The following is a 26,753-nucleotide window of genomic DNA, read 5'->3' on the forward strand; positions in this document are numbered from 1 at the left end:
CGGTTGAGCCACCTGGGCTGGTCCCCTCAGCTCGGGGAGCGCGGTGCGGTAGCGATGCCTGGCGGCGGTTCCGCAGGTCCGATCATCCAGAGGCGAGCATGCCCTGGTAGGGCCACGAGCCAGTCACAGTCACAGTCACAGTCACAGTCACAGCGCACCAGGATTCAAGCAAGCGTCCACCCTTTGCGGTGGGCTTTTTGTTTTGTGGAGTCAGTGCTTGGACGGCGTGTCGGCGCCGGGAGTGCCGGTGCCGGCGCCCCCGGCGCCACCGCGAAACTGACGCGGCTGCACGCCGCTGTATCGCTTGAACGCGATCGAGAACGCGGCTTCGGATCGATATCCCACCTGCCAGGCGATCTGGCCGACCGATGCCGAGGTATCGGCCAACAGCCTTGATGCTTCCTGCATTCTGATGCGCGTGACGTAGCTGAAGAGACCTTCACGCAGTTCGCGCTGCGCCGCGGCGATCAAACGCGAGCGCGATGTTCCCGCCACGTCGGCGAGCATTTCCAGCGTCCAGGGCCGGGAGATATCGCGATGGAACTCGCGCAAGGCCGCCGCCACTCGGGAGTGATCCGGCAGCGATATCCACGCGGGCAGCGTGGGCGTATGCGAGGCGATGTAATGGCGGATCAGGTTGAGCACGGCCAACTCGGCCTGGCGCAACGCCACCGCTCGAAATCCCGGGCGCTGCCAGGTCAGCTCGTCGCGAATGGCATCCGTTGCCTGGCTCAACCACGCCGGCAGTTCGTCGAAATCCAGCAGCAATACGTCCGGCAGCGCGTCGAACAGCGACGTGTTCGCACCCCTTGCCGGCGCCATTCCCACGAAAAACGTCGATGTCACGCCCGTTTCGGGGGATTCCCCGAACGCGATCGTCTGGAAGCGGTCGGCCTTGGCGGGGTTGCGCAGATCGACGGGCTGATTGGGCCGGGTGAGCAGCGAATCCTGGACGAGGTGTTCCTGCGCACGCAGGATCAGGCACACGCTTTTGTCGCGCAGGGTTTTGCGTTGTCCGGACCGCGTCATGAACAGACTGCAGGCCGCGCCGGTGAAGACATACATCGAGACTGGCCATACGCCGCCCGGCATATGTACGGCCCATGGATTGCTCGATTGTGCCTGGCCTGCTTCGATCTCGGCGAAGCGGCACGTATCAAGCGCAGCGGTTATCGGGTCCATTTTCCGTATTCCATCGATCCTGCCCGGCAATTCCTCCGGCGCCGGTTGTCATTCCCGACTCCAGGGCATAAGGGAAGCACCGCGGGCCGCCGCGCGCAATCCGTGGATCCCCTAGCGTGGTTCAGACCCTGCTCATACCCGAACGGCTCTCTTGCGAAAGGAAACGAGTCCCTCGCGATGCTGGAGAAAACCATACTAGCGCCAGACCGACGTGCAAGCGCCTCGCATACCGGAGACACCAGGGCGGGGCGCGGCAAGCACGACGGATTGCCGACCTATTTTCAAAAGAACGATGCAATCTCTCGACACCCCCGATCTGAAATCGGCCGACTTTCTCGCCGACCGCTATCCCACCTATCGCAGGCTGCAGAAGGATTTCCCGCTTTTCGATATCGAGATCAACGGGGAAAGTTGCAAAGTCCTGACGCGGTACCGCGACGTCGACGAGGTGCTGCGCAACCCCTTGGCCACGGTGCAGCAGGCGCCTGGCGAATTCCCCGAACGGATCGGCAAGGGCGCCGCGTCGCGCTTTTACCGTGAATCGCTGCCGAATATCGACGCGCCGGACCATACGCGTATCCGACGCATCGTCACGCCCGCGTTCAATCCAAAGACCGTGGCCAACATGCGCGGCTGGGTGGAGAAGGTCATCGTGGACCATCTGGACAGGCTCGCCGGCGCCGGCGAGATCGATTTCGTCTCGGCGTTCGCGGATCCAGTGCCGGCAGAGATCGCGTGCCGGCTGCTGCATGTGCCGGTTTCGGATGCCGCCGAACTGTTCGCGCGGCAGCATGGCCTGAACGCGGTGCTGAGCGTGGCTGACATCACGCCGGAGCGCCTGGCCGAAGCGGATGCGTCCGCCGCCTTCTACTACGAGTACATGGATGATGTGCTGGATGCGCTCAAGGGAAAACTGCCGGAAGATGATTTCGTCGGTGCGTTGATGGCGGCCGAAGACGCGGACAACGGCCTGACCCGATCCGAGCTGGTCACGACCCTGATCGGTTTTCTTGTCGCCAGTTATCACACGACCAAGGTGGCGATGAGCAATGCGGTGCTGGCCTTCCTGAACCATGACGACGAGAGGGCCCGCCTGGTCGCGCAGCCGGATCTCGCCCGCGCGGCTTGGGAAGAATCGTTGCGCTACGACGCTCCCGTGCATTTCGTGCACCGCTACGCATCGGAAGCGTTTGTGGTCGGTGGCAGCGAAGTCAAAAAGGGCCAGCGCCTCTTGCTGGGGCTTCATGCGGCGAGCCGCGACGAGGCCCGCTTTCCCCATGCCGACCGATTCGTGATCGACCGTTCCGACAACCGTCATCTGGCTTTCGCGGGGGGAGGGCACTTCTGTCTGGGGTCGCAGCTTTCCCGCCTTGAGGGCGATGTCCTGCTGCGAACGATCTTCCAGCGCTTTCCCCGGATGCGCCTGACGGAGACCCGACTCGATCGCGTGCCGGACCTGACCTTCCCGATGTTGTTGCGCATGACGGTCGATCTGCGCGGCTCCGAAGGTTGAGCGATCATGAACCAGGTCATCGTACAGATACAGGGCGGCATGTGTTGCGGGTTTGGCAACTGCGCAGGCCTTTGTCCTCAAGTGTTCAGGCTCGACTATGAGACGAATCGCGCACAATTGGTGCCCGATGCGCAGCTCGATGTCCATGCCGAGCAGATCGCGCGGGCGGCGAGCGAGTGCCCGACGCAGGCGATCTTCTTTTTTCGCTCCGGCGACGACGCGTGGGCATAGCATGGACGACCAGACCCGACGCCGCGCGATGAGCGAATGGCGGCCCATGCGCCTGGCGGACCGCTATCGCCTGGCCGAACGGATATTCGCGCTCAAACTCGTGGACGAACATGGCGCGTCGCTCTCCGAAATCGCGCCTGGCGATCATGTCGAGGTGCGGGTGCCGGGAGGCACCCGGGCGTACTCCTTGTGCAATGCCCCCGGCGAGCGCGACCACTACTTGCTGGGCATCCACCATTCGTCGTTGCACGGTGGCGCGCATTATCTGTGCGACACCTGCGACGTGGGCGACACGCTGCAGGTGAGAGGGCCTGGCAATTTCTTTTCCCTGTCGCCCCAGCACCGGCGCATCGTGCTGGTTGCGGGAGGTATCGGCATCACGCCCATCATCTCGATGGCGCAGCATCTGGCATCGCAGGGGCTGGACTTCGAGATGCACTACTGCGCGCGCAGCTACGCCGCCGCAGCGTTCGTGGATCGTATCGATGCCAGCGCCTACCGTGATCGGGTCCGCTATCACTTCGACGATGATCCCGCGCACCAGAAGCTGGACCTCGACGCGCTCTTCGGCGGCCTGAGCGCAGACCAGCACGTCTATCTGTGCGGCCCCAACGCCATGCTTGCCGAGGCCTTGACGCTGCGTGAGCGCTACGCCCTGTCCCATCGCCTGCACTATGAGCGTTTCGGCGCAAGCCCGTCGGATTCGACAGGCGCAGCCGTGGATACTGGCTTCGAGGTGTGCACGGCGCGCAGCGGAAGGCGCATCGAAGTGCCCGCGGGTTGCTCGATAGTTACCGCGCTGAACCGGGCAGGTGTCGAGGTGCCGCTGTCCTGTGAACAGGGCGTCTGCGGCATGTGCCTGACGCGGGTGCTCGACGGCATCCCGGACCATCGCGACGACGTGCTCTCCGATGCGGAGCGCGCGGCCAACGACGTCATCCTGCCTTGCGTATCGCGCGCGAGATCGGCCGTGCTCACGCTGGATCTGTGAAACGGCCTGGCGCTGCCTGGAATCTCCGTTCGGAAGCACCCTCATCCACCCTTCAGGAAAGAAGATGAAACTAGCCATGTTCCGCGAAGGCGGCAAGGACCGCATCGGCGTGGTCGAAGCAGACACGATTGTCGACGTGACCGCCGGTTTGCCGTCGCTGTCGCCGGATCTCTTCGACTGGCTGCCCGGCCTGGCCACTTCCTGGCAAGTGCTGGCGCTGCTGGCGCGGGAATCGAAGACGCGCTTGCCCTTGTCCTCGGTCCGGTTGTTGCCGCCGATCCGGCGTCCGTCGACGTTTCTGGCGATTGGCGGCAACTACGAATCCCATCTGCGCGAAATCGCCCGTTTGAAGATACAGGTCGGCGAGCACCAGGTCTGGTTCAACAAGCAGGTCTCCTGTATTTCCGGGCCGTTCGATGACCTCGTCATCCCGGCCGGCATGTCGACGCTCGACTACGAGGTGGAACTGGCGGTGATCATCGGTCGCCGCTGCCGCAATGTTCCGGCGCGGCATGCCGTCGACTACATCGCCGGCTATACGGTCTGCAACGATGCCAGCGTCCGTGAACGGCATGGCCGCAGCCCGACCATGACGCTGGCCAAGTCATTCGATTCGCTGGGGCCGTTGGGGCCCTGGATGACGACGGTCGATGAGATTCCGGACCCGCATGCGCTGCGGATCCGCACTTGGGTCAATGGCGACTTGCGGCAAGACGGCAGCACGGCGGACATGCGTTTCAACATCTTCGAGCAGATTGAAGAACTGAGCCACGCCATGACGCTGGAGCCCGGCGACGTGCTGGCCACGGGTACGCCGGCCGGTATCGGAGCCGCGCGCCAGCCTCCCATTTTCCTCGCGCCTGGAGACGTCGTGCGCATGCAGATCGAAAACATCGGAGAAATCGAGAACCGGGTGGTGGCCGCGGGCGCGGTTCGCGCCTGACCCGTTTCGCCGCAAGATCGGTGCCCTCCAGCGGGACGGCCATCAACATCCATTTCAAATTGAGCGACAGATCATGCTGTGTATCACCTTTGACAATTTCGGCAGCGCGGCGGGTGAACAGCTGCCATGGGGGTGCCCCGCGGACGTGCCGTCGGCGGAGTGGGATGCCTACAACAGGCTTGGGCTTGAACTGGGCCATCCGCGCATTCTCAAGCTGCTGGCGGATCTGAAAATCCGTTGTACCTATTTCGCGGAAGGGTATGCGGCCGAGCGGTATCCGGAAGAGATGAAGCGCTGGCATGGCGCGGGCCACGAGATCGCGGTTCATGGCTGGCGGCATGAATCGTGGCTGGACATTGCTTCGCGTGAGGAGGAAAACCGCCTGATTGAACGCGCGGTGACGAGCATCCGTACTCTGACCGGCGAGGCGCCGGTGGGGTTTCGGCCGCCGGGGCTGGCCATCAATGGCTGGACCGACGATGTGCTGCAAGCGCATGGCATCCGATATGTGTCGCAGGCACTTCCTGCGACCGACGGCGGCGCATCCGGCCGCGCGTCGACGGTCGTGAGCCGGCTCGACGTTCTGCCCACCGAGCCCGCGCTGATCGATGGCGCCATGATCCATCCGCGCTTTGGCGGGATCTTCGGCGCGCTCGATGACGCCGCCGCCTACGACAAGTTCTATCAATTGGCGGTGGCCCACGAGACCTCCCGGCCGCAGGAGCCCTGGGTGCTGGTGGTGCATCCGTTCACATCAGGCAACCGGGCATGGTTCGGATTCGAAGACTTCATGAGACGCCTGGCAGGTGAGTTCGGTTCCTCTCGTTTCGGGCTGGCCAGGGACCTGGCGTCAAAAACGACGGCGGCAGGCGCGGGCCCGCGCTGATGCGGGACGGGCCTTTGCAGGCGCAGTGATCAGGGTCCATGCAGGACGCTGGCAGGACCCGGCCATGCCGGGCGGATTGCAAAAACAGAAAACACGAACAAGGGAGACAAACCATGAGGCGACTCATCATTCCAGGCATGCTGGCCCTGGCGCTGTCGCGCGGCGTGATGGCCGCGCAGGGCGTGACATTTGGCGGTCCGGTCGGCGGCACCGACATACAAAGCGCCTACCTGCCGCCTGAGGCCGGGTTCTACGGCTCGCTCATCGCCGTGGGCGCATATGGAGACAGGTTCTATGACAACGCCGGAATGAGTCCGACCACCTCGGTGCGTCTGCCAGGCGGGATCGCCGAGTTCGGCCTGCTCTACGTCTATCCCCAAAAACTGTTCGGCGGCACCTTGGCCAGTTCCGTCGCCTCCGGGTATTCCTGGGGCAGCATTACCGTCAATGGCAAGCGCCAGAATTTCCAGGGCATGAACGACATCTATACCGACGTCCTCATGTGGAGCAAGCACCTGGGGACTATCGAGGGGGGCAGGCCGCGAGGGCTGACGATGAAGTTGGGATACTCGATGGTGCTGCCCACCGGCAAATACGATTCCGCCGATCTGTATTCACCAGGGCGCCATACCTACTACTACATCCCGAACGGCGCGTTCACCTATCTGACCGGCCCCAACTTCCTGGGCGATGGCACGGAGTTCAGCATGAGCTACTTTCTGGACATCGCTGGCAAGAACTCCGCGAACGGCTACAAGAACGGTCTGGTCGCGGACGTCGATGTCGCGGTCAGCGAAGTGGTCGGCCGGTGGCAGTTGGGCGTGGCGGGCTACTACGCACGGCAGTTGACCGACGACAAAGTCAATGGAGAGCGCAGGTCGGGGAACCGGTTCGCCGGCGCGGCGGTGGGACCGGTGGTGTCGTACAACATTCCCGACTGCAAGTGCAGCGTCAAGTTCAAAGCTCAATTTTCCGTGTTCACGCGCAATTCGCTGGCGCCCAATGCGGCCTATCTGTTTTTCAACAAGGCATTCAACTAGAGGGCCAGGCTCCAGCCACGGCCTTACCGGGTGGATCCTCGCCCGGTAAGGCGTATTCTCGTGCCTGTCGGACCCGGCGGACACGGATTCCGCGGGTAGCCGGCGGGGCTAGAAATCCGCCGCCATCGTCGCGGCGTCAGCCCGGCCGCGCGCAATGGTCTCCGTCGCCCTGCCATCCCAGGTGTGTTCCACCATCAGGCGCCGGATCTCCTTGACGCCGATGAAGCGGAGCCAGAAGTCGAGATAGTCGGCCTGATGCGCGAAGCCGGGGCTGGCCGCGTACGTGGATGGATCGTGGCTCTGTCCGCGCACGTGGATGACCAAGGCGCGCGGGATGCCGAGCAGCGGTTCGTAGGCTTTGCCGTCGAAGCCGAACAACATTCCGCGCTGGCTGACCAGGTCGATCAGCTGCTTGAGCTTGTAGGGGTAGTCGAAATTCCACATCGGCACCCCCAGGACGATCCGGTCCGCTTGCTGGAAGCGCCGCGCGAGCGCGCCGATGCGTGTCCAGATCGACGCTTCGGCAGGGTCCAGCGGTTCTTTCGACACGCCTTTGTACTTGGCGCCTATCGCCTTGCCGTCGAATTCCGGCAGGTCTTCCTCCCAGACATTCAGCGTATCGACCTGCAGCGCGGGGCAGGCCTTGCCGTAGGCATCGATGAAGGCGTTGGCGATGGAGATCGACGCGGAGCGGGGGCCGCGCGGGGAGGATTCGATGTTCAAGAGACGCATGCTGCGTGATCCGGAGAAGGGCGGGAAGGGCTGGCCGCGGCCAATCACGCCACGCCGGGCAAGATAATTGCAATTGCAATTGTTTCGAAGGCAATTTTATCGTGACCCGATTCAATTGCAAGCCCGGCCGCTCCGCGCGTTCGCGCGCCGCCGGACGGCACGTTTTCGTGATCGTGGCGATCGCCCGCACTGCCCTGGATCGCGCCGCGCACGCCTGCCGTGCCCACTTCGCGCAGGCCTGCCAGCATTAAGGTTCAACTTAAAGGTGCTTGCATTCAGGCTAAATCACGGCCAGCGGCCATGTCTCTATAGTGGTGCCATCGAATTCCAAGGAGTATTGCCATGTCCGCCGTTGCCGCGCCCGCCGCCTATCCCCGTGTCGTGCTGTTCGATCTGTTGACCGCGTTGCTGGATTCCTGGACGGTGTGGAATGCCGCCGCGGGGTCCGAGGCGCGAGGCCGGGCCTGGCGCGCGGAATATCTGCGCCTGACCTATGGCTGCGGCGCCTACCAGCCGTATGAGCAACTGGTCGAGGCGGCGGCCTTGGCGGTCGGATTGCCGGCCAGCGCGCCGGCGGCGTTGGAGGCGGGTTGGGATCAGCTTGCGGCGTGGGATGGAGCGCGGGAGTTGCTGGCTGCCTTGCGGCCGCACTGCCGGCTGGGCGTGGTGACCAATTGTTCGAGGCGCCTGGGACACCGCGCGGCGGACCTGCTGGACGTGGATTGGGACGTGGTGGTGACTTCGGAAGAGGCGGGCTACTACAAGCCGGACCCGCGGCCCTACCAGCTGGCGCTGGCGCGCCTGGAAACGCCGGCATCGCAGGCGGCGTTCGTGGCGGGTTCCGGATATGACCTGTTCGGCACCAGCAAGGTGGGGCTGGCCACCTACTGGCACAATCGTGTCGGCCTGGCATTGCCGGCGGGCGCGCCGGCGCCCGCCGCGCAGTCGGCGCGACTGGAAGATGCGTTGCCGTGGCTGGCCCGGTTCGGCGGGGCCGGCCGCGACGGTACAAACTGTTGCGCGTAGCCGGCTGACACGGGGGACGGACCTGGGCTTAACATGATCCTGCCGGCATGGTGCCGGCGCACCGACAGGATCGTGGAGGTTGTCATGTACTCAAGAACAATGCTCAAGCGTATCGCTGTAGTCGCGGCATCGGGCGCCCTGCTGGCGGGTTGCGCCACCCAGCAGCAAACCAATACCGCCGTGGGGACCGGGGCCGGCGCCGCCGTGGGGGCCGGCATCGGCGCCCTGATCGGCCATGGCACCGGCGCGGCCGTGGGCGCCGGCATCGGCGCGGTGGCCGGCGGCCTGATCGGCTACAACTGGAAGGTGGTGAAGGACGATGTGCAGCGGTCGGGCGCGACTTCGCTGGGCATCGACGTGGTCGAAATGCCGGATGGCAGCCTGAAGGTCAATATTCCCAGCAATGTGTCCTTCGACACCGACAAGACCGATCTCAAGCCGGCGTTGCTGCCGGTGCTGGACAGCGTGGCGCGTTCGCTCAACCAGCATCCCGAGTTGCGCGCCAAGGTGGTGGGCCATACCGACAGCACGGGCGCGTTGGCGCACAACCAGACCCTGTCGGTGAACCGGGCGCGCAGCGTGACGGATTATCTGTCGCGCCAGGGCGTGGCGGCGACACGGCTTTCGGTCGAGGGACGCGGACCCAGCGATCCGATCGGCGACAATGCCACCGCCGAAGGCCGGGCGCTGAATCGCCGGGTCGAAGTCTATCTGTACGCGGTCAAGTCGTAGCGGAGTTCACCATGAGCATGTTTCCTCCAGCCCGCATTGGCACCGACACCGCGGTCGCCGCCCTGTCCGGTTGGCAGGCGGTCGCGATGCGCGACGCCATCGAAAAGCGCTTCCGGTTCCCCAATTTCAACGCCGCTTTCGGCTTCATGGCGCGCGTGGCCATGTTCGCCGAGAAGCTCAATCACCACCCCGAATGGACCAACGTCTACAACCGGGTGGACGTCATGTTGACCACGCATGACGCGGGCGGCGTGACCGAGCTGGATGTGCGCATGGCGCAATTCATGGACGAGGCCGCCGCGCAGATGGGCGCGACCGCGCCGAAAGCGGGCCTCTAGGAGGCGGCGGGAAGGCAGTCCGCCCGCCCACCGGCGGGCGGACGAGCCGGCGGCGCTCAGTCTTGCGGCGCCTCGGGGCGTTCGCGCTGGTGCGCGATCAGGCGGTCGAGCATGTCGCCCAATTGGCGCTGCTCTTCGGCGCTCAGGCAGCCGAAGATATCCTGGTTGCGGCGCGCGATCAGGTCGATGATGCGCCGATACTGCGCCTGGCCGGTGGGGGTCAGGGACAGCACGACGCCGCGGCCATCCGCGGCCGAATCCTTTTTCTCGATCAGCCCGCGCCCGGCCAGGGCCTGGGCCGAACGGCTGGCCTGGCCCTTGTTCAGGTTGGCGGCCCGGGCCAGGTCGTTGACCGATAGCGGCGCGTAGCGGCCGATGGCCGCCAGGCAGCGCGCTTCCCCCAGCGGGATGCCGCAATCTTCCAGGTAGGCGCGATTCGTGTCCCGGTCGGTGATCTTGTTGATCACGTGGAGGCGATAGGTCAGGAATCGTTCGAGGGCGGGCGTGGTCACGTCGGGCTGTCGGCGGTGGCGGCGGGATAGTTTGCCACAGGGGCGGCGCAGGCGGCCTCGGCCTGCGCCAGCAAGGCGCAGGCCGCCTGGGCGTCGGGCAGGCGCGCCAGCGCCGACAGGCCCAGGATCGACAGGAACAGCGGCGCCCGCGCTTCGCCCACCCGTGTCAGGGCCTGCGCCATCCGGGTGTAGACCTGGTCCAGTTGGTCGTCGTTCATGGTTGTGTCTCCTGGCGGGACGATTCGAGCATGGGGTAGTAGGGCGCCAGTGCGGCGCGCAGGGCCGTTGCGTCGGGCATGGCCCAGCGGCCCATCACGTAGCCGTCCGGGCGCAGCAGCCAGGCCGTGCCGGGTTGCGCGCCAAACCGCTCGTGCAGATGCCCGTGCGGATCGCTCCAGGCGCCCGGCGCGGGCCCGCCCACCACGATCGTGACCAGCGGGTCGGGCGCCTGGCGGGTGGCGGCGGCCAGCCTTTGCAGGCCAGCGGCCATCGCCGCATCCGGCGCGCAGGCCAGCAGCACGAAGCCCTGGCCGAAACAAGCGCTGAGGTAGCGCGGAACGGCGTCGGCATCGGCCAGCAGCAGGTCGGGAGCCGGCTGGCCGGGCGCGGCGGCCAGGGGCTGCGCGGCGGCATCGTCCGCCAGGTTCAGCGGCGAGCCCTCGTAGGAGAGGGGGGCGGACTGGCGCGGATTGATCAGCGGCCGCACTCGCTCGTCGCTCAAGGCCAGCCGCAGCGCGGCCTCGCGCATCAGCCGAAAGCCGAAGTCGGGGGGCGCCATGAATTCGGTGCTCTTGGCGCCGTAGGCCAGGTTCTGGCGGGTGGCGTGGACGCGTTCGTCGCTGTAGCTGTCGAGCAGGCTGTCGGGCGCCTGGCCGCGCAGGACCCAGGCCAGCTTCCAGGCCAGCTTCCAGGCCAGGTTGCCGGCATCGTCCAGGCCCGAATTCAGGCCGCGCACGCCGAAGATCGGCACCAGGTGGGCGGCGTCGCCCGCGAACAGCACGCGGCCATGGCGGTAGCGCTCCAGCGTCAGGCATTTGGCGTTGTAGAGCGAGATCCAGAGCGGCTTCCATGGCGCTGTTTCGCCAATCATGTCCAGATGGCTCTGCACGCGGGGCAGCACGTTGCCGGGGGCGACGGCGTCGGCCGCGTCTTCGTCGTCGCGGATCTGGTAGTCCACCCGCCAGACATTGCCGGGTTGGCGGTGCATCAACAGCGTCGAGCCGGGATTGGAGGGCGGATCGAACCAGGCCAGGCGTTCCACCGGCCGGTGGGACGCCTGTTCGATATCGACGATGACGTAGCGGCCTTCGTATTGCATGCCCTCCAGCTTCAGGCCGAGCGCTTCCCGCACGCTGCTGCGCCCGCCATCGCAGGCCACCAGCCAGTCGGCCCGCAAGGCATGGCGGTGTCCGGCGATGTCCACATCGACCTGCACGCCGTCCGCCGTCGAGCGCACGCCGACGGCGCGGGCGGACCAATGCAGTGCCGCCGGGCCTGGCTGGCGTTGCAAGGCCTGATGGGCGTATTCCTCGACGAAGTACTGCTGGATGTTGACCATGGGCGCGAAGCGCTGCAGCGGGTCGTGCGGCATTTCGAAGTGCAGCACTTCGCGGTCGCGGTAGTAGCTGCGGCCGCCGGTCCACGGCAGTCCGGTGGCATTGAGCGCCGCGTCGGCGCCGATCCAGCCGAGTATTTCCTGCGAGCGGCGCGAGATGCAGATGGCGCGGCTGCCGTCGCAATAGCCGTCGTCGGCTTCCAGCGTGAGCGAGGCGATGCCGTAGTGCGCGAGCAGGGCGGCCAGGGTGAGCCCCACCGGACCGCCGCCGACGATCAGGACGGGCACGTGGGCAGGCAGTGTCATGAGGTCTCCGATAGTTGGTTGTTTGCGCAACTATATGATCGAAATGGTTGAGTGCGCAACCATTTCGACTGGACCAAAAAAAACCCGCCGGCGAGGGCGGGTTCCGTGTGGCGCGATGGCGTTCAGTTGCGCACTTCAGTTGCGCACGTAATAGATGCGCATCGCCTGCTGTTTCTGGTTGCCGTCCATGACGCGCAGCACCACGACCTTGGGCGTGAAGCCGTCCGGCAACTTCAACTGGCCCAGGGCGTAGTCGTAACGGTCGACGTTGAGGGCGGGGCCTTCCGGCGTGACGGTGGCGGCGCGGCCATTGGAGTAGCTGCCATCGATCGAGAAGGTGAGCGTGCCCTTGAAGGGCGCGCCGGTGCGCTCTTCGCGCATCACCAGCACCTGGTAGTCGAGCAGGCCGGGCTGGCGCTTGAAGGTGGCCGAGCGGATGCCCAGGTTGCCGCCGCGCGGATCGGGCGGCATGGCGTCCTGGAACAGCACCAGTTCCTTGTTCAGCGTGTCCAGCTTGGCGCGGGCGTCGGCCAGGTCCGCGGTGAGCTTTTCATGACCGGATTTGTTGGCGTCGCGCTGCTGCGTGGCTTCTTCGAGCTGGCTTTGCAGGCGCTGGTTTTCCAGCTTGGAGGCGCTGAGTTCGGTGTGCAGTTGTTCGGATTGCTCGACGGTCAGCCGCTGCGGGCCGTAGTTGGTCTGCAGGAAGAGCACGCCGCCCGCGCCGAGGGCGATGCCCACCAGCAGCAGGACCAGCCAGCGCGGCATGCGGCGCGTGCGTTGGCCGGGTTGGTATACGGAGGGCTTGAATACGGCCCGTTGCGATCTTCCAAACATCCCCATTCCTAGAAAACGTCCTGTGTGTTGTGCCTGGCCGCGCGCCGCGCGCACTGGCCAAAGCGTCAGAGAATACCCGGTTAACCGGGCGCGATGGGTACGCGGACAAGCCTGGTTGCGCACCTTGATATTGTGAAATATGTGGGCATCGAGCGGACCTCAGGCCGGACTGGAACCGAGCTCGGCATCGAGGTCTGCCAGTCGTTGGGGGGTGCCGACGTCGACCCAGCGGCCGGTGTGGCGCGCGCCGCGGACGTGATCATGCTCCATGGCCTGCCGCAGCAGCGGTGCGAGCCGCGCGGCCGTGCCGCGGGCCACGCCCGCGAATAGCATGGGATGGTAGACGCCGATGCCGGAGAAGGTCAAACGGGGTTCGCCGTCAGCGCGGACGCGGCCGTCGCGGTCCAGCGCGAAATCGCCGAGGGGATGTTGCGGCGGATTGTCGACCATCAGCAGCCAGGCGCCGCCCGTGGGCAGCGCGGTTGCCAGGGCGGGGGCGGCGGCCGGGTTCCAGTCGCACCAGATGTCGCCGTTGATGACGAGGAACGGATCCGGTCCCAGCAGCGGCAGCGCCTGGGCAATGCCGCCGGCGGTTTCCAGGGCGGCGGCCTCGGGGGAATAACGGATCCGCAGGCCGAAGGCGGCGCCGTCGGCCAGGGCGCGCTCGATCTCGTGGCCGAGCCAGGCGTGGTTGATGACAACGTCCCGGAAGCCGGCCGCGGCCAGCCGTTCCAGGTGCCAGGCGATCAGCGGCTTGCCGCCGACCGGCAGCAGCGGCTTGGGCAGCCGGTCGGTCAGCGGACGCATGCGTTCGCCGCGGCCCGCGGCGAGGATCATGGCGCGCATCAGAAGGTGTATCCGACGCTGACCTGGCGGTCGTCGAGCCTGTCCAGCAGGCGCAGCAGGGGCGTGAAGACGCCGTAGCGCTGCGCCACTTGGCGCACGTAGCCGTTCACCCGCGGCATATGGGCCAGGTAGTGGGCCTTGCCGTCGCGGTGGTTCAGGCGCGCGAACACGCCCAGGATGCGCAGGTTGCGCTGCAGGCCCATCCATTCGTAGGCGCGGTGGAACTCGGCGAAATCGGCGTCGACCGGCAGCCCGGCCGCGCGCGCCATTTCCCAGTAGCGGATGGCCCAGTCGAGCTGCTGGGGCTCTTCCCAGGTGGTCCGGGCATCCGTCACCAGCGACGCCAGGTCATAGGTGATGGGGCCGGCAAGGGCGTCCTGGAAGTCGATGACGCCGGGGTTGGGGCCGTATTGCGGCTGGTCGCAGACCATCAGGTTGGGCGAATGGTAGTCGCGATGCACCAGCACCGTGGGCTGGTTGCCATTGCTGGCCGAGAGCAGGGCGAAGATCTTTTCCAGCGCCTGGGCGGTCTTGTCGTCGAGCGTGGCGCCGTGGTGCTTCTGTACGTACCACTCGGGAAACAGCTTGAGTTCTTCGGCCAGCCGCGCGCTGTCGTAGTGGGCCAGGCCGGTGGTCCTGGCCTGCTGCAGGCGCACCAGCGCCGCCAGGGCGTCGCGGTACATCGATTGCAGGCTGGCGTCGTCCACGCCGTCCTGGATGCGCTGGTAATAGGTCTGCTCGCCCAGGTCGGACAACAGCAGCAGTCCCTGGCTGAGGTCCTGCTCGATGACGGCGGGCACGTTCAGGCCGGCGTCGCTCAGAAGCTGGTCCACATGCAGGAAGGGGCGGCAATCTTCATGCTGGGGCGGGGCGTCCATCACAATCAGGGTACGACCGGCGGCGTCCAGGCGGAAATAGCGGCGGAAGCTGGCGTCGGCGGAGGCGGGGCGCAGGGTATCCACCGCCAGTCCCAACGCGGCGGGCAGGCCCTGCAGCCAGGCGCGGATCTGCTCCAGGCGGGGGTCATGATCGTTTTTCAAGGAAGATCCGTGTCAGAAGTGCAATATTGCGGAAAAATGGGTTGCGCGCACATAAGGCTGGGCGTCTGGCGCGGCTTCTCTATAATACCGGCTCGTTTCCGTTAGCATTGGCCCTTCCCGGGCGCCTTTGCCTGGTTCCCCCATCGTAAAAAAGGGCTGTTTTCACTCGTGCGCAAGGTTCGGTGGTTGATCCTATCTGCTATCAGCGTCGCCGGGGCCGTTCAGGCCCAGGGCAGCCAAGGTTCGGCTTCCTCGGCGACGTCGATCACCGCGGCTCCCGAGCTGCGCACGTCCCCCGGACTGCGGATGCACCGCCTGCCGGACGGCAACATCCCCGCCTACATGGAAGCGGACACCATCGAGGGTGATCCGGACTCCGACCTGACCCTGACCGGCGCGGCGCAGGTGCGCCGCATCGACGGCGTGATCAAGGGCGACCGCATCAACTACCGCAAGGACACCGGCGAGGTCGACGTGCAGGGCAACGCGCGCATGATGCGCGATGGCACGCTGGTCACCGGGCCCAACGCCAAGTTCAACGTCGACAAGTATTCGGGCGAAGTCGAAAAGCCGAATTTCTGGCTGGGCGCCACCGGCGGCTTCGCCGTGGCCGACAAAGCCGACATCTTCAGCAAGTCGCAGATGCGGCTGCACACGGTGACCTACAGCGGCTGCTCGTGCGAGACGCCGTCGTGGTACATCAAGGCCAACATGGTCGACATCGACTTCGACGAAAACGAAGGCGTGGCGCGCAATGGCGTGCTGTACTTCAAGGACGTGCCGATCCTGGCTTCGCCCTACATGACCTTCCCGGTCAAGAAGGAGCGCAAGTCGGGTTTCCTGATGCCGACCTACGGCACCACCAGCAAAGGCGGTTTCGACTTCTCGCTGCCGTATTACCTGAACATCGCGCCGAATTACGACGCAACCCTCCAGCCGCGCTACTTCTCCAAGCGCGGGTTGCAACTGGGGGGGGAATTCCGTTACCTGGGGGCGAGCTACGCCGGCAGTGTCTACGGCGCCTATCTGCCGCATGACAACGTCAGTGGCGAAGACCGCTGGATGTACTGGTGGCGTCACCAGCAATTGCTCGGCAACGGCTTCTACGCCGACTGGGACGTGGCCAAGGTCTCGGACGACGATTACTTCCGCGACATTTCCCAGCTGGGTTTGAACCAGGCATCCACCACCTACCTGCCGCAGCGCGCGCGGGTGGGCTGGTCCTCGACGTACTGGAGCGCCTATGCGCAGGTCTACAAGTACCAGACCCTGCAGGATCCGGATGCGCTGTTGACGCCGCCCTATGACAAGCAGCCCGAACTGTACCTGCGCGGCGCCCGCTACGATTGGGGCGGCTTCGATGTGGACTGGACCTCGACCGCGGTGCGTTTCAGCAAGCCGCTGTTCCTGGGCAATCGCAACGGCCCCAACGGCGACCGCCTGCAGACTTACCCGACGGTGTCGTATCCGATCGTCCGTCCGGGCTGGTTCGTGATTCCCAAGGCCGGGGTCAATTACACCCAATACCAGACCGATTGGTATAACGGCGACTGGCTCGGTTTGAACTCGGGCACGGCCAACTCCGGCACCTCGTTCGGCTATCCGCGCTCGCAGTCGCGCACGGTGCCCATCATGTCGCTGGATGCCGGCCTGATCTTCGAGCGCGACACCACGCTGTTCGGCAAGGATTCGATCCAGACCCTGGAGCCGCGGCTGTACTACCTGCGCGTGCCGTACCGCGACCAATCCAAGATTCCGGTCTACGACACGTCGCTGTCCGATTTCAGCTTTTCGCAAGCCTTCGACGAGAACATCTATACCGGTGGCTGGGACCGTATTTCCAACGCCAATCAGCTCACTGCTGCGCTGACCACGCGCTGGCTCGATGCGTCGACCGGTTTCGAGCGCGCCTCGGTGGCCGTGGCGCAGCGCCTGTACTTCGCCGACCAGAAGGTCACCTTGCCGGGAGAAACGCCGCGCGAGAATGTCCGGTCGGACTTCCTCGTGGGCGCCAGCGCGGCGTTGACCGATACCCTCACCACCGACGTGGCCGCGCAGTACAACCCCTATGACAACCAATGGTCGCGCGGGCTGCTTAGCGCCCGCTGGTCGCCGCAGCGCTTGACGACGGTGGCGCTGGCCTATCGTTATCAGCGCGATCCGCAGCCCGGCGTGCTCTACCAGCCGCAAGGGCAGAACCAGATCAGTCTGGCGGTGCAATGGCCGTTCACCAAGCGTTGGTACGGTGTGGGCCGGGTCGACTATTCCTTGCGCGACGGCCCGTCCAGCACGGTCAATGGCACCACCGATTCGCCCCGTGTCACGCAGGCCATCGCCGGCCTCGAATACAAGGGCGACTGCTGCTGGGTCGGCCGCATGGTCTTCCAGCGCTACGCCGTGTCGGCCACCGACGCCAATACGGCACTGTTCTTCCAGCTCGAGTTGACCGGCCTGGGTTCCCTGGGAACCGATCCGATGAACCTGCTGAACAGAAGTATCCCCGGTTACTCGCGCATCACCCCGCCCGCGCCGACCGGGACCACATTTGAAAGGTATGAATGATGCGTAGGTTGCACTCTTTGCGCCGCTTCTCCGGCAATGCGCTGTTGCTGGCTGTTTGCGCCGCCTTCTCCGCCGCGCATGCGGTGGAGCCGAATGGCAAGGGCGCCAGGAACGCGCCCGCGGCACAGAAAAGCGCGCCGCCCGCGGCCGGAGAGCAATTCGTCGACGGTATCGCCGCCGTGGTCGACAAGGACGTGATCACCCTGCGCGAACTGCGCGACGCTTCCCAGCGCATCGCCGGCGAACTGAAGGCCCGCGGCATCCAGGTGCCCGACGACAAGACCCTGCAGCACCAGGTGCTGCAGCGCCTCATCATGGAGCGCGTGCAGCGCCACGAGGCCGACCGCCTCGGCATCCGTGTCGATGACGCCCAGGTTGACCAGGCCATCGCCACGATCGCCGGACGCAACAAGATCACCGTGGCGCAGCTGCGCCAGGAAATCGAGAAATCCGGCGTCAACTGGGATAGCTACCGCAAGTCGCTGAAGGACGAAATCCGTTCGGATCGGTTGCGCCAGCGCGCGGTGGATTCGAATATCGTCATTTCCGATGCCGAGGTCGACGCCTTCCTGAAGGACCAGCGCCGCAATCCGGCCTTCGCGGCCGCGCCGCAGCAGGCCCAGCCGCAGCCGCAACCGGAAGCCGCGCCCGAGCAGGCCGCCGCGCCGGCCGGCCCGATGCTCTATGCCGTGGCCCAGATCCTGGTGCGGGTGCCGGAAGGCTCGTCGCCGGAGCAACTGGCCGCGCTGCGCAAGAAGGCCGAAGACCTGCTGGCGCGCGTCAAGCGCGGCGACGACTTCGCCAGCCTGGCCGCCGCCAGTTCGGACGGTCCCGAAGCGCTGCAGGGCGGCGTCATGGGCGTGCGCCCGCTGGACGGTTGGCCCGACCTGTTCGCCAAGGCCATCGCCAATCTGCAGAAGGGCCAGGTCAGCGGCCTGCTCCAGAGCGGCAACGGCTTCCATATCCTCAAGGTGATGGATCGTGGCACGGCCCAGCCGGCGCCCAGCCGCACCGCCCGCGCCCCGGTTCCCACGCCGGCGCCGCAACCCCGTCCGCAGCCGCAGGCCCAGGCGCCGCAAGGCCCGGTGGAAGTGATGCAGACGCATGCGCGTCACATCCTGATCAAGACCTCGACGGTCATGAGCGACGAGCAGGCGCGCCAACGCCTGGAGCAAGTGCGCCAGCGCCTGGTGGCCGGCGATGCCAAGTTCGACGACATGGCGCGCCAGTATTCGCAGGACGCGACCGCGCCGCAGGGCGGCGACCTGGGCTGGCTCAACCCCGGCGAGACCGTGCCGCCCTTCGAGGCTGCCATGAACGCGCTCAAGCCCGGCGAGATCAGCCAGCCCATCCAGACGCCGTTTGGCTGGCACCTGATCCAGGTCGAAGAGCGCCGCCAGCACGACGCCACCGACGACCTGGCCCGCATGAAGGCGCGCCAGACCTTGTTCGAGCGCCGCGCCCAACCCGCTTTCGAAGACTGGCTGGATCAGTTGCGCGCCCAGGCGTACATCGACAACCGGCTTGAAAAGCAGGACCGTATCAACCAGAACAACCGCTGATCGCAGCCCGGGTTTTTCATGTCTCAACACCAGGCGCGCAAGCGCTTTGGCCAGAACTTCCTGACCGACGAAAGCGTGGTCGAGTCGATCGTGCGGGCGGTCAATCCCGCCCGCGGCGATACCGTGGTCGAGATCGGCCCCGGCCTGTTGGCGCTGACGCGGCCCTTGCTCGAGCGGCTCGATCACCTGACCGCGGTCGAGATCGACCGCGACCTGGCGGCGCGCCTGCGCAAGCAGTTCGAGGAAGGCCGCCTGACGGTGGTCGAGGCCGACGCGCTGACGGTGGATTTCTCGCAGTTCGGCGCGGGCCTGCGGGTGGTCGGCAACCTGCCTTACAACATCTCCAGCCCGCTGCTGTTCCACCTGATGGCCTGGGCCGATCACGTGCGCGACCAGCATTTCATGTTGCAGCGGGAAGTGATCGACCGCATGGTCGCGCAGCCCGGCAGCGGCGATTTCAGCCGCCTGTCCGTGATGCTGCAATCGCGCTATCGCATGCACAAGCTGTTCGACGTGCCGCCGGAGGCGTTCGATCCGCCGCCCAAGGTGGTGTCGGCCATCGTGCGCATGGTGCCGCTGCCGGCCGAGCGCCTGCGCCCGGTCAGCGCGCGCGCGTTCGAGACCGTGGTGGCGCGCGCCTTCTCGCAGCGCCGCAAGATGCTGCGCCGGGTGCTGGCCGACTGGGCGCCGCAGGTGCCCTGGGAGGCGCTGGACATCGCGCCCACCGCGCGCGCCGAGGATATCTCGGTGGACCGCTACATCCACCTGTCGGATGCGCTGGTCGAGGCCGGCGTGTTGCAGGGCGGTTGATGCCGCGCCGCCACAGGCAAGCAAAAGCCCGCGATCAGCGGGCTTTTTTTCGTCAATGACGCGGTGACCACTACAGCATGCGCTTCTGCGCCGCCATCCACAATTGCATGACGTCGCGCGCGCGGTCATGCAGCAGGCGTTCGGCATCGGCCAGGGCCTGTTGCAGGGTGATCGGACCGGGCGCCAGGCTGAAGGCGGCGCTGATGCCGCCTGCATGCAGGGCCTCGTAGCCCTCGCCCAGCGAGCCGGCCAGCGCCACCACCGGCACGCCGGCTCGTTGCGCGATGCGGGCCACGCCCGCGGGCGTCTTGCCGCGCAGGGTCTGCGCGTCCATGCGGCCCTCGCCGGTGAAGGCCAGCGTGGCGCCTTCCATGGCCTGGGCCAGCCCGCCCAGCTCGGCGACGATCTCGACACCGGGCCGGAAGTCGGCGTTCAGGAAGGTCTTGGCGGCGAAACCCAGGCCGCCGGCCGCGCCCGCGCCAGCGTCATGGCGGCGGTCGCTGCCCAGCTGGCGCGCGCAGATGTCGGCAAAGTGGCCGAGCATGGCGTCCAGCGTCTGCACCTGTTCGGGCGTGGCCCCCTTCTGCGGGCCAAAGACATGCGAGGCGCCTTGCGGGCCGCACAGTGGATTGTCGACGTCGGATGCGATGATGATGCGCGTGTTCGCCAACCGGGAGTCGAGGCCGCGTGGGTCGATGCTGGCCAACTGGCCCAGCGCGCCGCCGCCGGGCGGCAGGCTGCGGCCGTCCTTGTCGAGCAGGCGCAGGCCCAGCGCGGTCAGCATGCCGGCGCCGCCGTCGTTGGTGGCGGAGCCGCCCAGGCCGAGGATGATGCGCACGGCGCCGGCGTCCAGCGCCGCCAGGATCAATTCGCCCACGCCGTGACTGCTGGCGCGCAGCGGGTCGCGCCTGGACGGCGCGATCAGTTCCAGGCCGGCGGCCGCCGCCATTTCGATGACGGCGGTGCCATCTTCCAGCAAACCCCACATGGCATCGACCTTGTGGCCCAGCGCATCGTTGACCGTGCGTTGGCGCGCCTGGCCTCCCGCCGCCGCGAGCACCGCCTCGACCGTGCCTTCGCCGCCGTCAGCCATCGGGATGCAGACCGTGTGCGCGCCGGGACAGGCGGCCTTGACGCCGCGCGCGATGGCCGCGGCCGCGTCGGGGGCGGAGACGCTTTCCTTGAAGGAGTCGGGTGCGATGACGATTTTCACGAGGTCGGCCACGGTGCGTTGAGGGACGGGATGTCGATCATGATACCCGCGTGTCCGCCGCCGTCGTACCATAGCGCTTTCGTTGTTCATGTGAGAGTGGATCGCCATGCCTGTATTGCGCCGCACCAAAATTGTCGCCACCCTGGGCCCCTCGACGTCGACGCCGGAACGCATCGACGCCATGATCAAGGCCGGCCTGGACGTGGCGCGGCTGAACTTCTCGCACGGCAGCGCCGACGACCACCGCGAACGCGCCCGCCTGGTGCGCGAGAGCGCCGCGCGGCAGGGCCGCTTCGTCGCCATCATGGGCGACCTGCAGGGCCCCAAGATCCGCATCGCGCGCTTCACCGACAAGCTGGTGCAGCTGCAGGTCGGGCAGCCGTTCACGCTGTCGCGGGTGCATCCGAAGGACGCCGGCACGGCCAGCATCGTCGGCATCGACTATCCCGAACTGGTGACGGACTGCCGCGTCGGCGACGAGCTGCTGCTCGATGACGGCCGCGTGGTGCTGGTGGTCGACAGCGTCGAGGGCGACGAGGTCCACACCACCGTCACGGTGGGCGGCCCGCTGTCCAACAACAAGGGCATCAACCGCCGCGGCGGCGGCCTGTCGGCGCCGAGCCTGACCGACAAGGACCGCGTCGACATCAAGCTGGCCGCCGAAATGCAGCTGGACTACGTGGCGGTGTCGTTCCCGCGCTACGGCAGCGATATCGACGAGGCGCGCGAACTGCTGCGCGCCGCCGGCAGCGAGGCCTGGATCATCGCCAAGATCGAACGCGCCGAGGCCGTGGCCGACGACGAGGCGCTGGACGCGCTGATCCGCGCCAGCGACGGCGTGATGGTGGCGCGCGGCGACCTGGGCGTGGAAGTGGGCGACGCCGAACTGGTCGGCATCCAGAAGCGCATCATCCAGCATGCCCGAACCCTGAACAAGGTGGTGATCACCGCGACCCAGATGATGGAGTCGATGATCTCCAGCCCGATGCCCACCCGGGCCGAAGTCTCGGACGTGGCCAACGCGGTGCTGGACTACACCGACGCGGTAATGTTGTCGGCCGAGAGCGCCTCGGGTTCGTATCCGGTCGAGACGGTGCAGGCCATGGCGCGCGTCTGCCTGGGCGCGGAAAAGCATCCCACCAGCACGCAGTCGCATCACCGCCTGGGCGAGACCTTCACGCGCTGCGACGAAACCATCGCGCTCGCGGCCATGTACGCGGCCAACCACTTCCCCGGCGTCAAGGCCATCATCGCGCTGACCGAAAGCGGCCACACGCCGCTGATCATGTCGCGCATCCGCTCGGGCGTGCCGATCTACTGCTACAGCCCGCACAGCGTCACGCAGAACCGCGTGACCATGTTCCGCGGCGTCTACACCATCCCGTTCGCGCCGTCGGACTACGAGCCGGCTGATCTGAGCAACGCCGCCATCGACGAGCTGAAGAAGCGCAATCTGGTGAAAGAGGGCGACTGGGTCATCCTGACCAAGGGCGACTTCTACCGCGACAGCGGCGGCACCAACGGCATGAAGATCCTGCTGGTGGATTGATCGGTCTCGCGGCGCGCGGTGCCTGTAGGCAGGCCTGGCGCGCCGTCGAGGCAGCGTGGCTGGCGGCCGGCGCCGTTCAACCGAAGAACCAGTAGCACACGCCGATGGCCGCCAGCACCCCGGCCAGGTCGGCGACCAGCGCGCAACCCACCGCATGGCGCGCGCGCAGGATGCCGACCGAGCCGAAATACACCGCCAGCACGTAGAAGGTGGTCTCGGTGCTGCCTTGCACCACCGCCGCCAGCAGCGCGGGGAAGCTATCGACGCCGAAGTGCGTCATGGTTTCGAGCATCATGGCGCGGGCCGCGCTGCCCGAGAACGGCTTGACCAGCGCGGTGGGCAGCGCGTCGACGAAGCGCGTGTCCCAGCCGGCATTGGCGGCCAGCCAGCGGATGCCGTCGAGCAGGAAATCCAGCGCGCCCGAGGCCCGCAGCACGCCGACCGCGCACAGCATTGCCACCAGGTACGGCAGCAGGCTCCTGGCGATGTCGAAGCCTTCCTTGGCGCCTTCGATGAAGGCCTCGTACACCGGCACCTTCTTGCAGGCGCCGACGATGAGAAAGGCCAGCAGGATGCCGAACAGCGCCAGGTTGCCCATCAGCGACGACAGCGCGGCGATGGCGCTGGCCGACATGCTGGCCAGCAGCGCCATGAAGCCGCCCAGCAGCAGCGCCGCGCCGCCCAGCCACAGCATCACGACGGGATCGACCAGCCGCAGGCGCTGGCACGCCGCCACCGCCAGGAAACCCGCCAGCGTCGACGCGCTGGTGGCCAGCAGGATCGGCAGGAACACCAGAGTGGGATCGGGCGCGCCCTGCTGCGCGCGGAACATGAACAGCGTCACCGGCAGCAGCGTCAGCGACGAGGCGTTGAGCACCAGGAACAGGATCTGGGCATTGCTGGCGGTGTCGGGTTTGGGATTGAGCGATTGCAGTTCGCGCATGGCGCGCAGGCCGATGGGCGTGGCGGCGTTGTCCAGTCCCAGGCCGTTGGCGGCGAAGTTGAGCGTGATCAAGCCGATCGCGGGGTGATTGCGCGGCACCTCGGGCATCAGGCGCGCGAACAGCGGCCCCAGCAGCCGCGCCAGTTTTTCCACCAGCCCGGCGCCCTCGGCGATGCGCAGGAACCCCAGCCACAGCGTCAGCGTGCCGAACAGCAGCACCATCACCTCGACGGATACGCGCGCCATGTCGAACAGGCTGGCGACCATGGCGCGGAACACGTCCGGGTCGCCGATGGCGAGCCAGCGGTACAGCGCGGCCGCGGCGGCGGTCAGGAAGAAGCCCAGCCAGAGTTTGTTCAGCATGCGGTGTGTGCCCGGATAGCGATTGGATTGCGCACCAGCGCGGGGAGGCCCATTGTCGCAGAGTCGGACCATCGCGGTTTGGCCCCGATGGCGCAATTCTGGTACTTTGCCCCGATATGCCCAGTGGCATCGAACGACAGGGGGTCACATGGATTTCAACGCATGGCGCCGGCGCCGCATCTCCGAACCCGCGTACCGTTGGGCCCGCAACGCGATGCCGCCGCTGTCGGCCACCGAACGCGAGGCCATCGAGGCCGGCGACACCTGGTGGGAGGCCGACCTGTTCACCGGCAACCCCGATTGGCGCAAGCTGCTGGACGTGCCCGCCGCGGCCCTGACGCCGGATGAGCAACGCTTCATCGACGGCCCGGTGGCGCAGCTGTGCGCCATGCTGGACGAATGGGATATCACCTGGCACCGGCGCGACCTGCCGCGGGAAGTCTGGAGTTTCCTGAAGGCGCAGCGCTTCTTCGGGATGATCATCCCCAAGCGCCACGGCGGCCTGGGCTTCTCGCCCTACGCCCATTCCGAGGTGGTGCGGCGCATCTCCGCCTATTCGATCACCGCCGGCGTCACGGTCATGGTGCCCAACTCGCTCGGGCCGGGCGAGCTGTTGATGCAGTTCGGCACGCAAGCCCAGCGCGACTACTGGCTGCCGCGCCTGGCCGACGGCCGCGAGGTGCCGTGCTTCGGCCTGACCAGCCCCGAGGCCGGCTCCGACGCTGCCTCCATGGTCGATACCGGCGTGGTCTGCCGCCAGGTGGTGGACGGCCGCGAGCTGATCGGCGTGCGCTTGAACTGGCACAAGCGCTACATCACGCTGGGGCCGGTGGCCACGGTGCTGGGGTTGGCGTTCAAGATGTCGGATCCCGACGGCATCCTGGGCGGCGGTCCGCGCGACATCGGCATTTCGGTGGCGCTGGTGCCGACCGACGCGCCCGGCGTCGAGATCGGCCGCCGCCACCTGCCGGCGATGCAGGTGTTCCAGAACGGCCCCAACCGCGGCCGCGACGTATTCGTGCCGCTGGACGCGCTGATCGGCGGCGTCGAGCGCGCCGGGCACGGCTGGCAGATGCTGATGAGCGCGCTGGCGGCGGGGCGTGGCATTTCCTTGCCGTCGCTGTCGGCGGCGGCGTGCGTGATGAGCGCGCACGCCACCGGCATGTACGCGCGGGTGCGGGAACAGTTCGGCATCCCGGTCGGCAAGTTCGAGGGCGTGCAGGAAAAGCTCGCCAGCCTGGCGGGCAACGCGTACCTGGTGGAAGCGGCCCGGCGCCTGACCTGCGCGGCGCTGAACCAGGGCGTGAAGCCGGCGGTGGTGTCCGGCATCATGAAATACCACGCCACCGAGCGCATGCGGATATCGGTCAACGACGCCATGGATGTGCATGCCGGCCGCGCCGTGATCGACGGGCCCAGCAACTACCTGGGCGCGCTGTACCGGGCGGTGCCCATCGCCATCACGGTCGAGGGCGCCAACATCCTGACGCGCAACCTGATCATCTTCGGCCAGGGCGCGATCCGCGCCCACCCCTACCTGATGCCGGAGATCCTGGCGCTGGGCAATCCCGACGAAGAGCGCGGCATGGAGGTGTTCCACGACGTGTTCTGGCGCCACCTGCGCCACACCGGCATGAACACGCTGCGCGCCATCGGCCGCGCCTGGAGCGGTGGCGTGCTGGCGCCGTCGCCGGTGTCCGGCCCCACCGCCGGCCACTACCGCCGGCTGGGACGCTATGCGGCCGGCTTCGCGCTGCTGGCCGACGCCGCGCTGGCGCGGCTGGGCGGCGGTCTCAAGCGCCGCGAGCTGCTCTCGGCTCGGTTGGGCGACATCCTGGCCGAACTGTACCTGCTGTCGGCCGTGCTCAAGCGCTGGGAGGACGAAGGGCGCAAGCACGACGACCTGCCGCTGGTGCGCTGGTGCATGGAGCAGGGCTACGCCGAGATCGAAAAACGCATGGACCAGGTGTTGTCGAACCTGCCTGGCCGACCGTTGGCCTGGGCGCTGCGCGCGGCCATCCTGCCGCTGCGACTGGCGCGGGGGCCGGGCGATGCGCTGACCCGCGAATGCGCGGAACTGCTGCTCAAGCCGTCGCCCACCCATGCGCGGCTGGCGGCCGACCTGCAACGTTCAGCGGGCGGTGGCCAGGGCGATGACGATCCGCTGGCGCTGTTGACCCGCGCCTTCGCCGTGGTCGATGCGGTGCAGCCGATCCGTGACCGGCTGCGGCAGTCGGGCGTGCGCGATTGGCGCGAGGCGGACCGGCACGGCGCCATCACGGCGACGCAGGCGGCGCAGTTGGAGGAGGCCGAGGCGATCGTCTCGCGGGTGCTGCAGGTGGACGATTTCGCGCCGGAGGAACTGGCTCCGGGGCAGGAGCCGAGCCCGGCTCCCGCCCCGAAGGACGATCAGTCGTCCTGATTCGGGTCCATGCCGGGGAACAGGATTTCGGTGAAGCCGAATTTCGAGAAATCCTGGATCCGGGAAGGATAGAGCCGGCCGATCAGGTGGTCGCATTCGTGCTGCACCACGCGGGCGTGGAAGCCCTCGGCCTCGCGGTCGATGTCACGGCCGTAGGGATCCTTGCCCTGGTAGCGGATGCGGCGGTAGCGCGGCACCAGGCCGCGCAGCCCCGGCACCGACAGGCAGCCCTCCCAGCCGTCTTCCATGTCGTCGGACAGCGGCGTGATGACCGGGTTGCACAGGATGGTCTGCGGCACCGCCGGCGCGTCGGGATAGCGCTCGTTGCGGTCAAAGCCGAAGATGACCAGTTGCAGGTCGACGCCGATCTGCGGCGCGGCCAGGCCCACCCCTTGCGCCGCCGCCATGGTCTCGAACATGTCTTCGATCAGGGCGTGCAGTTCGGGGGTATCGAAGCGCTCGACCGGCGGCGCGACGCGCAGCAGTCGGGGATCGCCCATTTTGAGGATGGAGTGGATCATGGCGATGGTGGAAAAAGTGGTCGGTCGTTAGAAGGGGCCTTTCCCCGCCGGGCCGCCCCAAGGGGAAAGAGCCCCCTCGGGGGGCAGCTAGCCCACGTAGT

26 protein-coding genes are annotated in these 26,753 nt (G+C 66.9%); 14 read left to right on the plus strand and 12 right to left on the minus strand.

Annotated features, from left to right (window positions below; all coding sequences use genetic code 11):
* Nucleotides 1-210 precede the first annotated feature (210 nt).
* A complete protein-coding gene (locus ACUTAG_RS19065; RefSeq protein ID WP_446650264.1) occupies nt 211-1,182 on the minus strand; it encodes an AraC family transcriptional regulator in 972 nt (323 codons plus the stop codon).
* A gap of 292 nt (nt 1,183-1,474) precedes the next feature.
* Between ACUTAG_RS19065 and ACUTAG_RS19070 the strand changes: the two genes are divergently transcribed.
* The 6 genes from ACUTAG_RS19070 to ACUTAG_RS19095 all read left to right on the plus strand — a co-directional run bounded on the left by ACUTAG_RS19070 (nt 1,475) and on the right by ACUTAG_RS19095 (nt 6,786).
* Nucleotides 1,475-2,695 carry a cytochrome P450 gene (locus tag ACUTAG_RS19070; RefSeq protein ID WP_241071306.1) on the plus strand — a complete coding sequence of 407 codons (1,221 nt, stop codon included), beginning with the start codon at nt 1,475-1,477 and terminating at the stop codon, nt 2,693-2,695.
* A 6-nt stretch (nt 2,696-2,701) separates the two neighbouring features.
* Nucleotides 2,702-2,926: a ferredoxin gene (locus ACUTAG_RS19075; RefSeq protein WP_047992630.1), complete on the plus strand. Its 225-nt coding sequence runs from the start codon at nt 2,702-2,704 to the stop codon at nt 2,924-2,926.
* A gap of 1 nt (nt 2,927) precedes the next feature.
* On the plus strand, nt 2,928-3,917 hold the full coding sequence (locus ACUTAG_RS19080; RefSeq protein ID WP_446650265.1) for a PDR/VanB family oxidoreductase: 990 nt from the start codon (nt 2,928-2,930) through the stop codon (nt 3,915-3,917).
* Nucleotides 3,918-3,993: 76 nt separating this feature from the next.
* Entirely contained in the window at nt 3,994-4,860 is an 867-nt protein-coding gene (locus ACUTAG_RS19085) for a fumarylacetoacetate hydrolase family protein (RefSeq protein WP_232066967.1), read from the plus strand.
* Nucleotides 4,861-4,933: 73 nt separating this feature from the next.
* Nucleotides 4,934-5,746 carry a polysaccharide deacetylase family protein gene (locus ACUTAG_RS19090; protein ID WP_054439578.1) on the plus strand — a complete coding sequence of 271 codons (813 nt, stop codon included), beginning with the start codon at nt 4,934-4,936 and terminating at the stop codon, nt 5,744-5,746.
* A 113-nt stretch (nt 5,747-5,859) separates the two neighbouring features.
* The gene (locus tag ACUTAG_RS19095; protein WP_026382364.1) at nt 5,860-6,786 is read left to right on the plus strand and encodes a SphA family protein; all 927 of its coding nucleotides are present in this window, start codon (nt 5,860-5,862) and stop codon (nt 6,784-6,786) included.
* 108 nt (nt 6,787-6,894) lie between these two features.
* Here the strand turns inward: ACUTAG_RS19095 and ACUTAG_RS19100 are convergent, their stop codons facing one another.
* Nucleotides 6,895-7,518: an FMN-dependent NADH-azoreductase gene (locus tag ACUTAG_RS19100; protein WP_054496861.1), complete on the minus strand. Its 624-nt coding sequence runs from the start codon at nt 7,516-7,518 to the stop codon at nt 6,895-6,897.
* A 44-nt stretch (nt 7,519-7,562) separates the two neighbouring features.
* Nucleotides 7,563-7,766, minus strand: a complete 204-nt coding sequence (locus ACUTAG_RS19105; RefSeq protein ID WP_127481515.1) for a hypothetical protein — start codon at nt 7,764-7,766, stop codon at nt 7,563-7,565.
* A 94-nt stretch (nt 7,767-7,860) separates the two neighbouring features.
* On the opposite strand from ACUTAG_RS19105, the gene ACUTAG_RS19110 reads away from it, so the two are divergent.
* From ACUTAG_RS19110 to ACUTAG_RS19120, 3 genes are all read left to right on the plus strand, one after another.
* Nucleotides 7,861-8,544 carry an HAD family hydrolase gene (locus ACUTAG_RS19110; RefSeq protein WP_446650266.1) on the plus strand — a complete coding sequence of 228 codons (684 nt, stop codon included), beginning with the start codon at nt 7,861-7,863 and terminating at the stop codon, nt 8,542-8,544.
* Nucleotides 8,545-8,628: 84 nt separating this feature from the next.
* Complete coding sequence (locus tag ACUTAG_RS19115) at nt 8,629-9,276, plus strand: OmpA family protein (protein ID WP_035183793.1); 648 nt, start codon at nt 8,629-8,631, stop codon at nt 9,274-9,276.
* Between the two features lie 11 nt (nt 9,277-9,287).
* The gene (locus tag ACUTAG_RS19120; protein WP_020925100.1) at nt 9,288-9,614 is read left to right on the plus strand and encodes a 4a-hydroxytetrahydrobiopterin dehydratase; all 327 of its coding nucleotides are present in this window, start codon (nt 9,288-9,290) and stop codon (nt 9,612-9,614) included.
* Between the two features lie 56 nt (nt 9,615-9,670).
* On the opposite strand, the gene ACUTAG_RS19125 is transcribed toward ACUTAG_RS19120, so the two are convergent.
* The 6 genes from ACUTAG_RS19125 to ACUTAG_RS19150 form a co-directional block, all read right to left on the minus strand.
* Complete coding sequence (locus ACUTAG_RS19125) at nt 9,671-10,126, minus strand: MarR family winged helix-turn-helix transcriptional regulator (RefSeq protein WP_006388841.1); 456 nt, start codon at nt 10,124-10,126, stop codon at nt 9,671-9,673.
* A complete protein-coding gene (locus ACUTAG_RS19130) occupies nt 10,123-10,344 on the minus strand; it encodes a hypothetical protein (RefSeq protein WP_006388842.1) in 222 nt (73 codons plus the stop codon). Before ACUTAG_RS19130 ends, ACUTAG_RS19125 begins: the two co-directional genes overlap by 4 nt.
* On the minus strand, nt 10,341-11,987 hold the full coding sequence (locus tag ACUTAG_RS19135) for an FAD-dependent monooxygenase (protein ID WP_446650267.1): 1,647 nt from the start codon (nt 11,985-11,987) through the stop codon (nt 10,341-10,343). The genes ACUTAG_RS19130 and ACUTAG_RS19135 overlap by 4 nt, the downstream gene beginning before the upstream one ends.
* Nucleotides 11,988-12,122: 135 nt before the next feature.
* Complete coding sequence (locus ACUTAG_RS19140; RefSeq protein ID WP_006388844.1) at nt 12,123-12,821, minus strand: DUF6776 family protein; 699 nt, start codon at nt 12,819-12,821, stop codon at nt 12,123-12,125.
* 159 nt (nt 12,822-12,980) lie between these two features.
* Nucleotides 12,981-13,667, minus strand: coding sequence for an N-acetylmuramate alpha-1-phosphate uridylyltransferase MurU (gene murU, locus ACUTAG_RS19145; RefSeq protein ID WP_238926781.1), 687 nt, complete (start codon nt 13,665-13,667; stop codon nt 12,981-12,983).
* Nucleotides 13,667-14,707 (minus strand): aminoglycoside phosphotransferase family protein, encoded by a 1,041-nt coding sequence (locus tag ACUTAG_RS19150; protein WP_446650268.1) that lies wholly within the window; start codon nt 14,705-14,707, stop codon nt 13,667-13,669. Before ACUTAG_RS19150 ends, murU begins: the two co-directional genes overlap by 1 nt.
* A gap of 168 nt (nt 14,708-14,875) precedes the next feature.
* Here ACUTAG_RS19150 and ACUTAG_RS19155 point away from each other — a divergent pair, with 168 nt between their 5' ends.
* The 3 genes from ACUTAG_RS19155 to rsmA are packed head-to-tail and all read left to right on the plus strand — an operon-like array spanning nt 14,876 to nt 19,641.
* Nucleotides 14,876-17,269, plus strand: coding sequence for an LPS-assembly protein LptD (locus ACUTAG_RS19155; RefSeq protein ID WP_446650269.1), 2,394 nt, complete (start codon nt 14,876-14,878; stop codon nt 17,267-17,269).
* The gene (locus tag ACUTAG_RS19160) at nt 17,266-18,831 is read left to right on the plus strand and encodes a peptidylprolyl isomerase (RefSeq protein WP_026382358.1); all 1,566 of its coding nucleotides are present in this window, start codon (nt 17,266-17,268) and stop codon (nt 18,829-18,831) included. Before ACUTAG_RS19155 ends, ACUTAG_RS19160 begins: the two co-directional genes overlap by 4 nt.
* 18 nt (nt 18,832-18,849) lie before the next feature.
* Nucleotides 18,850-19,641, plus strand: a complete 792-nt coding sequence (rsmA, locus tag ACUTAG_RS19165; protein WP_446650270.1) for a 16S rRNA (adenine(1518)-N(6)/adenine(1519)-N(6))-dimethyltransferase RsmA — start codon at nt 18,850-18,852, stop codon at nt 19,639-19,641.
* 70 nt (nt 19,642-19,711) lie between these two features.
* Here the strand turns inward: rsmA and ACUTAG_RS19170 are convergent, their stop codons facing one another.
* Nucleotides 19,712-20,854, minus strand: coding sequence for a glycerate kinase (locus ACUTAG_RS19170; protein ID WP_446650271.1), 1,143 nt, complete (start codon nt 20,852-20,854; stop codon nt 19,712-19,714).
* A 106-nt stretch (nt 20,855-20,960) separates the two neighbouring features.
* On the opposite strand from ACUTAG_RS19170, the gene pyk reads away from it, so the two are divergent.
* Nucleotides 20,961-22,403: a pyruvate kinase gene (gene pyk, locus ACUTAG_RS19175; protein WP_006388851.1), complete on the plus strand. Its 1,443-nt coding sequence runs from the start codon at nt 20,961-20,963 to the stop codon at nt 22,401-22,403.
* A gap of 76 nt (nt 22,404-22,479) precedes the next feature.
* Here pyk and ACUTAG_RS19180 read toward each other — a convergent pair whose 3' ends face one another.
* The gene (locus tag ACUTAG_RS19180; RefSeq protein WP_054439563.1) at nt 22,480-23,709 is read right to left on the minus strand and encodes a nucleoside recognition domain-containing protein; all 1,230 of its coding nucleotides are present in this window, start codon (nt 23,707-23,709) and stop codon (nt 22,480-22,482) included.
* Between the two features lie 148 nt (nt 23,710-23,857).
* On the opposite strand from ACUTAG_RS19180, the gene ACUTAG_RS19185 reads away from it, so the two are divergent.
* Complete coding sequence (locus tag ACUTAG_RS19185; protein WP_446650272.1) at nt 23,858-26,131, plus strand: acyl-CoA dehydrogenase; 2,274 nt, start codon at nt 23,858-23,860, stop codon at nt 26,129-26,131.
* On the opposite strand, the gene def is transcribed toward ACUTAG_RS19185, so the two are convergent.
* Complete coding sequence (gene def, locus ACUTAG_RS19190; RefSeq protein ID WP_049052782.1) at nt 26,119-26,652, minus strand: peptide deformylase; 534 nt, start codon at nt 26,650-26,652, stop codon at nt 26,119-26,121. The two genes, ACUTAG_RS19185 and def, sit on opposite strands and share 13 nt — an antisense overlap.
* Between the last annotated feature and the right edge of the window lie 101 nt (nt 26,653-26,753).

The organism is Achromobacter sp. CSND-B12 (genome assembly GCF_052906545.1).

Bases quoted from the DNA above. Each gene is read 5' to 3' on its own strand.
- ACUTAG_RS19160 (WP_026382358.1), top strand. From the start codon at position 17,266: ATGATGCGTAGGTTGCACTCTTTGCGCCGCTTCTCCGGCAATGCGCTG.
- ACUTAG_RS19135 (WP_446650267.1), bottom strand. From the start codon at position 11,987: ATGACACTGCCTGCCCACGTGCCCGTCCTGATCGTCGGCGGCGGTCCG.
- ACUTAG_RS19070 (WP_241071306.1), top strand. From the start codon at position 1,475: ATGCAATCTCTCGACACCCCCGATCTGAAATCGGCCGACTTTCTCGCC.
- ACUTAG_RS19185 (WP_446650272.1), top strand. From the start codon at position 23,858: ATGGATTTCAACGCATGGCGCCGGCGCCGCATCTCCGAACCCGCGTAC.
- def (WP_049052782.1), bottom strand. From the start codon at position 26,652: ATGATCCACTCCATCCTCAAAATGGGCGATCCCCGACTGCTGCGCGTC.
- ACUTAG_RS19080 (WP_446650265.1), top strand. From the start codon at position 2,928: ATGGACGACCAGACCCGACGCCGCGCGATGAGCGAATGGCGGCCCATG.
- ACUTAG_RS19065 (WP_446650264.1), bottom strand. From the start codon at position 1,182: ATGGACCCGATAACCGCTGCGCTTGATACGTGCCGCTTCGCCGAGATC.
- ACUTAG_RS19110 (WP_446650266.1), top strand. From the start codon at position 7,861: ATGTCCGCCGTTGCCGCGCCCGCCGCCTATCCCCGTGTCGTGCTGTTC.
- rsmA (WP_446650270.1), top strand. From the start codon at position 18,850: ATGTCTCAACACCAGGCGCGCAAGCGCTTTGGCCAGAACTTCCTGACC.
- ACUTAG_RS19105 (WP_127481515.1), bottom strand. From the start codon at position 7,766: ATGCTGGCAGGCCTGCGCGAAGTGGGCACGGCAGGCGTGCGCGGCGCG.
- murU (WP_238926781.1), bottom strand. From the start codon at position 13,667: ATGCGCGCCATGATCCTCGCCGCGGGCCGCGGCGAACGCATGCGTCCG.
- ACUTAG_RS19130 (WP_006388842.1), bottom strand. From the start codon at position 10,344: ATGAACGACGACCAACTGGACCAGGTCTACACCCGGATGGCGCAGGCC.
- ACUTAG_RS19120 (WP_020925100.1), top strand. From the start codon at position 9,288: ATGAGCATGTTTCCTCCAGCCCGCATTGGCACCGACACCGCGGTCGCC.
- ACUTAG_RS19075 (WP_047992630.1), top strand. From the start codon at position 2,702: ATGAACCAGGTCATCGTACAGATACAGGGCGGCATGTGTTGCGGGTTT.
- ACUTAG_RS19100 (WP_054496861.1), bottom strand. From the start codon at position 7,518: ATGCGTCTCTTGAACATCGAATCCTCCCCGCGCGGCCCCCGCTCCGCG.
- ACUTAG_RS19095 (WP_026382364.1), top strand. From the start codon at position 5,860: ATGAGGCGACTCATCATTCCAGGCATGCTGGCCCTGGCGCTGTCGCGC.
- pyk (WP_006388851.1), top strand. From the start codon at position 20,961: ATGCCTGTATTGCGCCGCACCAAAATTGTCGCCACCCTGGGCCCCTCG.
- ACUTAG_RS19085 (WP_232066967.1), top strand. From the start codon at position 3,994: ATGTTCCGCGAAGGCGGCAAGGACCGCATCGGCGTGGTCGAAGCAGAC.
- ACUTAG_RS19140 (WP_006388844.1), bottom strand. From the start codon at position 12,821: ATGTTTGGAAGATCGCAACGGGCCGTATTCAAGCCCTCCGTATACCAA.
- ACUTAG_RS19090 (WP_054439578.1), top strand. From the start codon at position 4,934: ATGCTGTGTATCACCTTTGACAATTTCGGCAGCGCGGCGGGTGAACAG.
- ACUTAG_RS19115 (WP_035183793.1), top strand. From the start codon at position 8,629: ATGTACTCAAGAACAATGCTCAAGCGTATCGCTGTAGTCGCGGCATCG.
- ACUTAG_RS19180 (WP_054439563.1), bottom strand. From the start codon at position 23,709: ATGCTGAACAAACTCTGGCTGGGCTTCTTCCTGACCGCCGCCGCGGCC.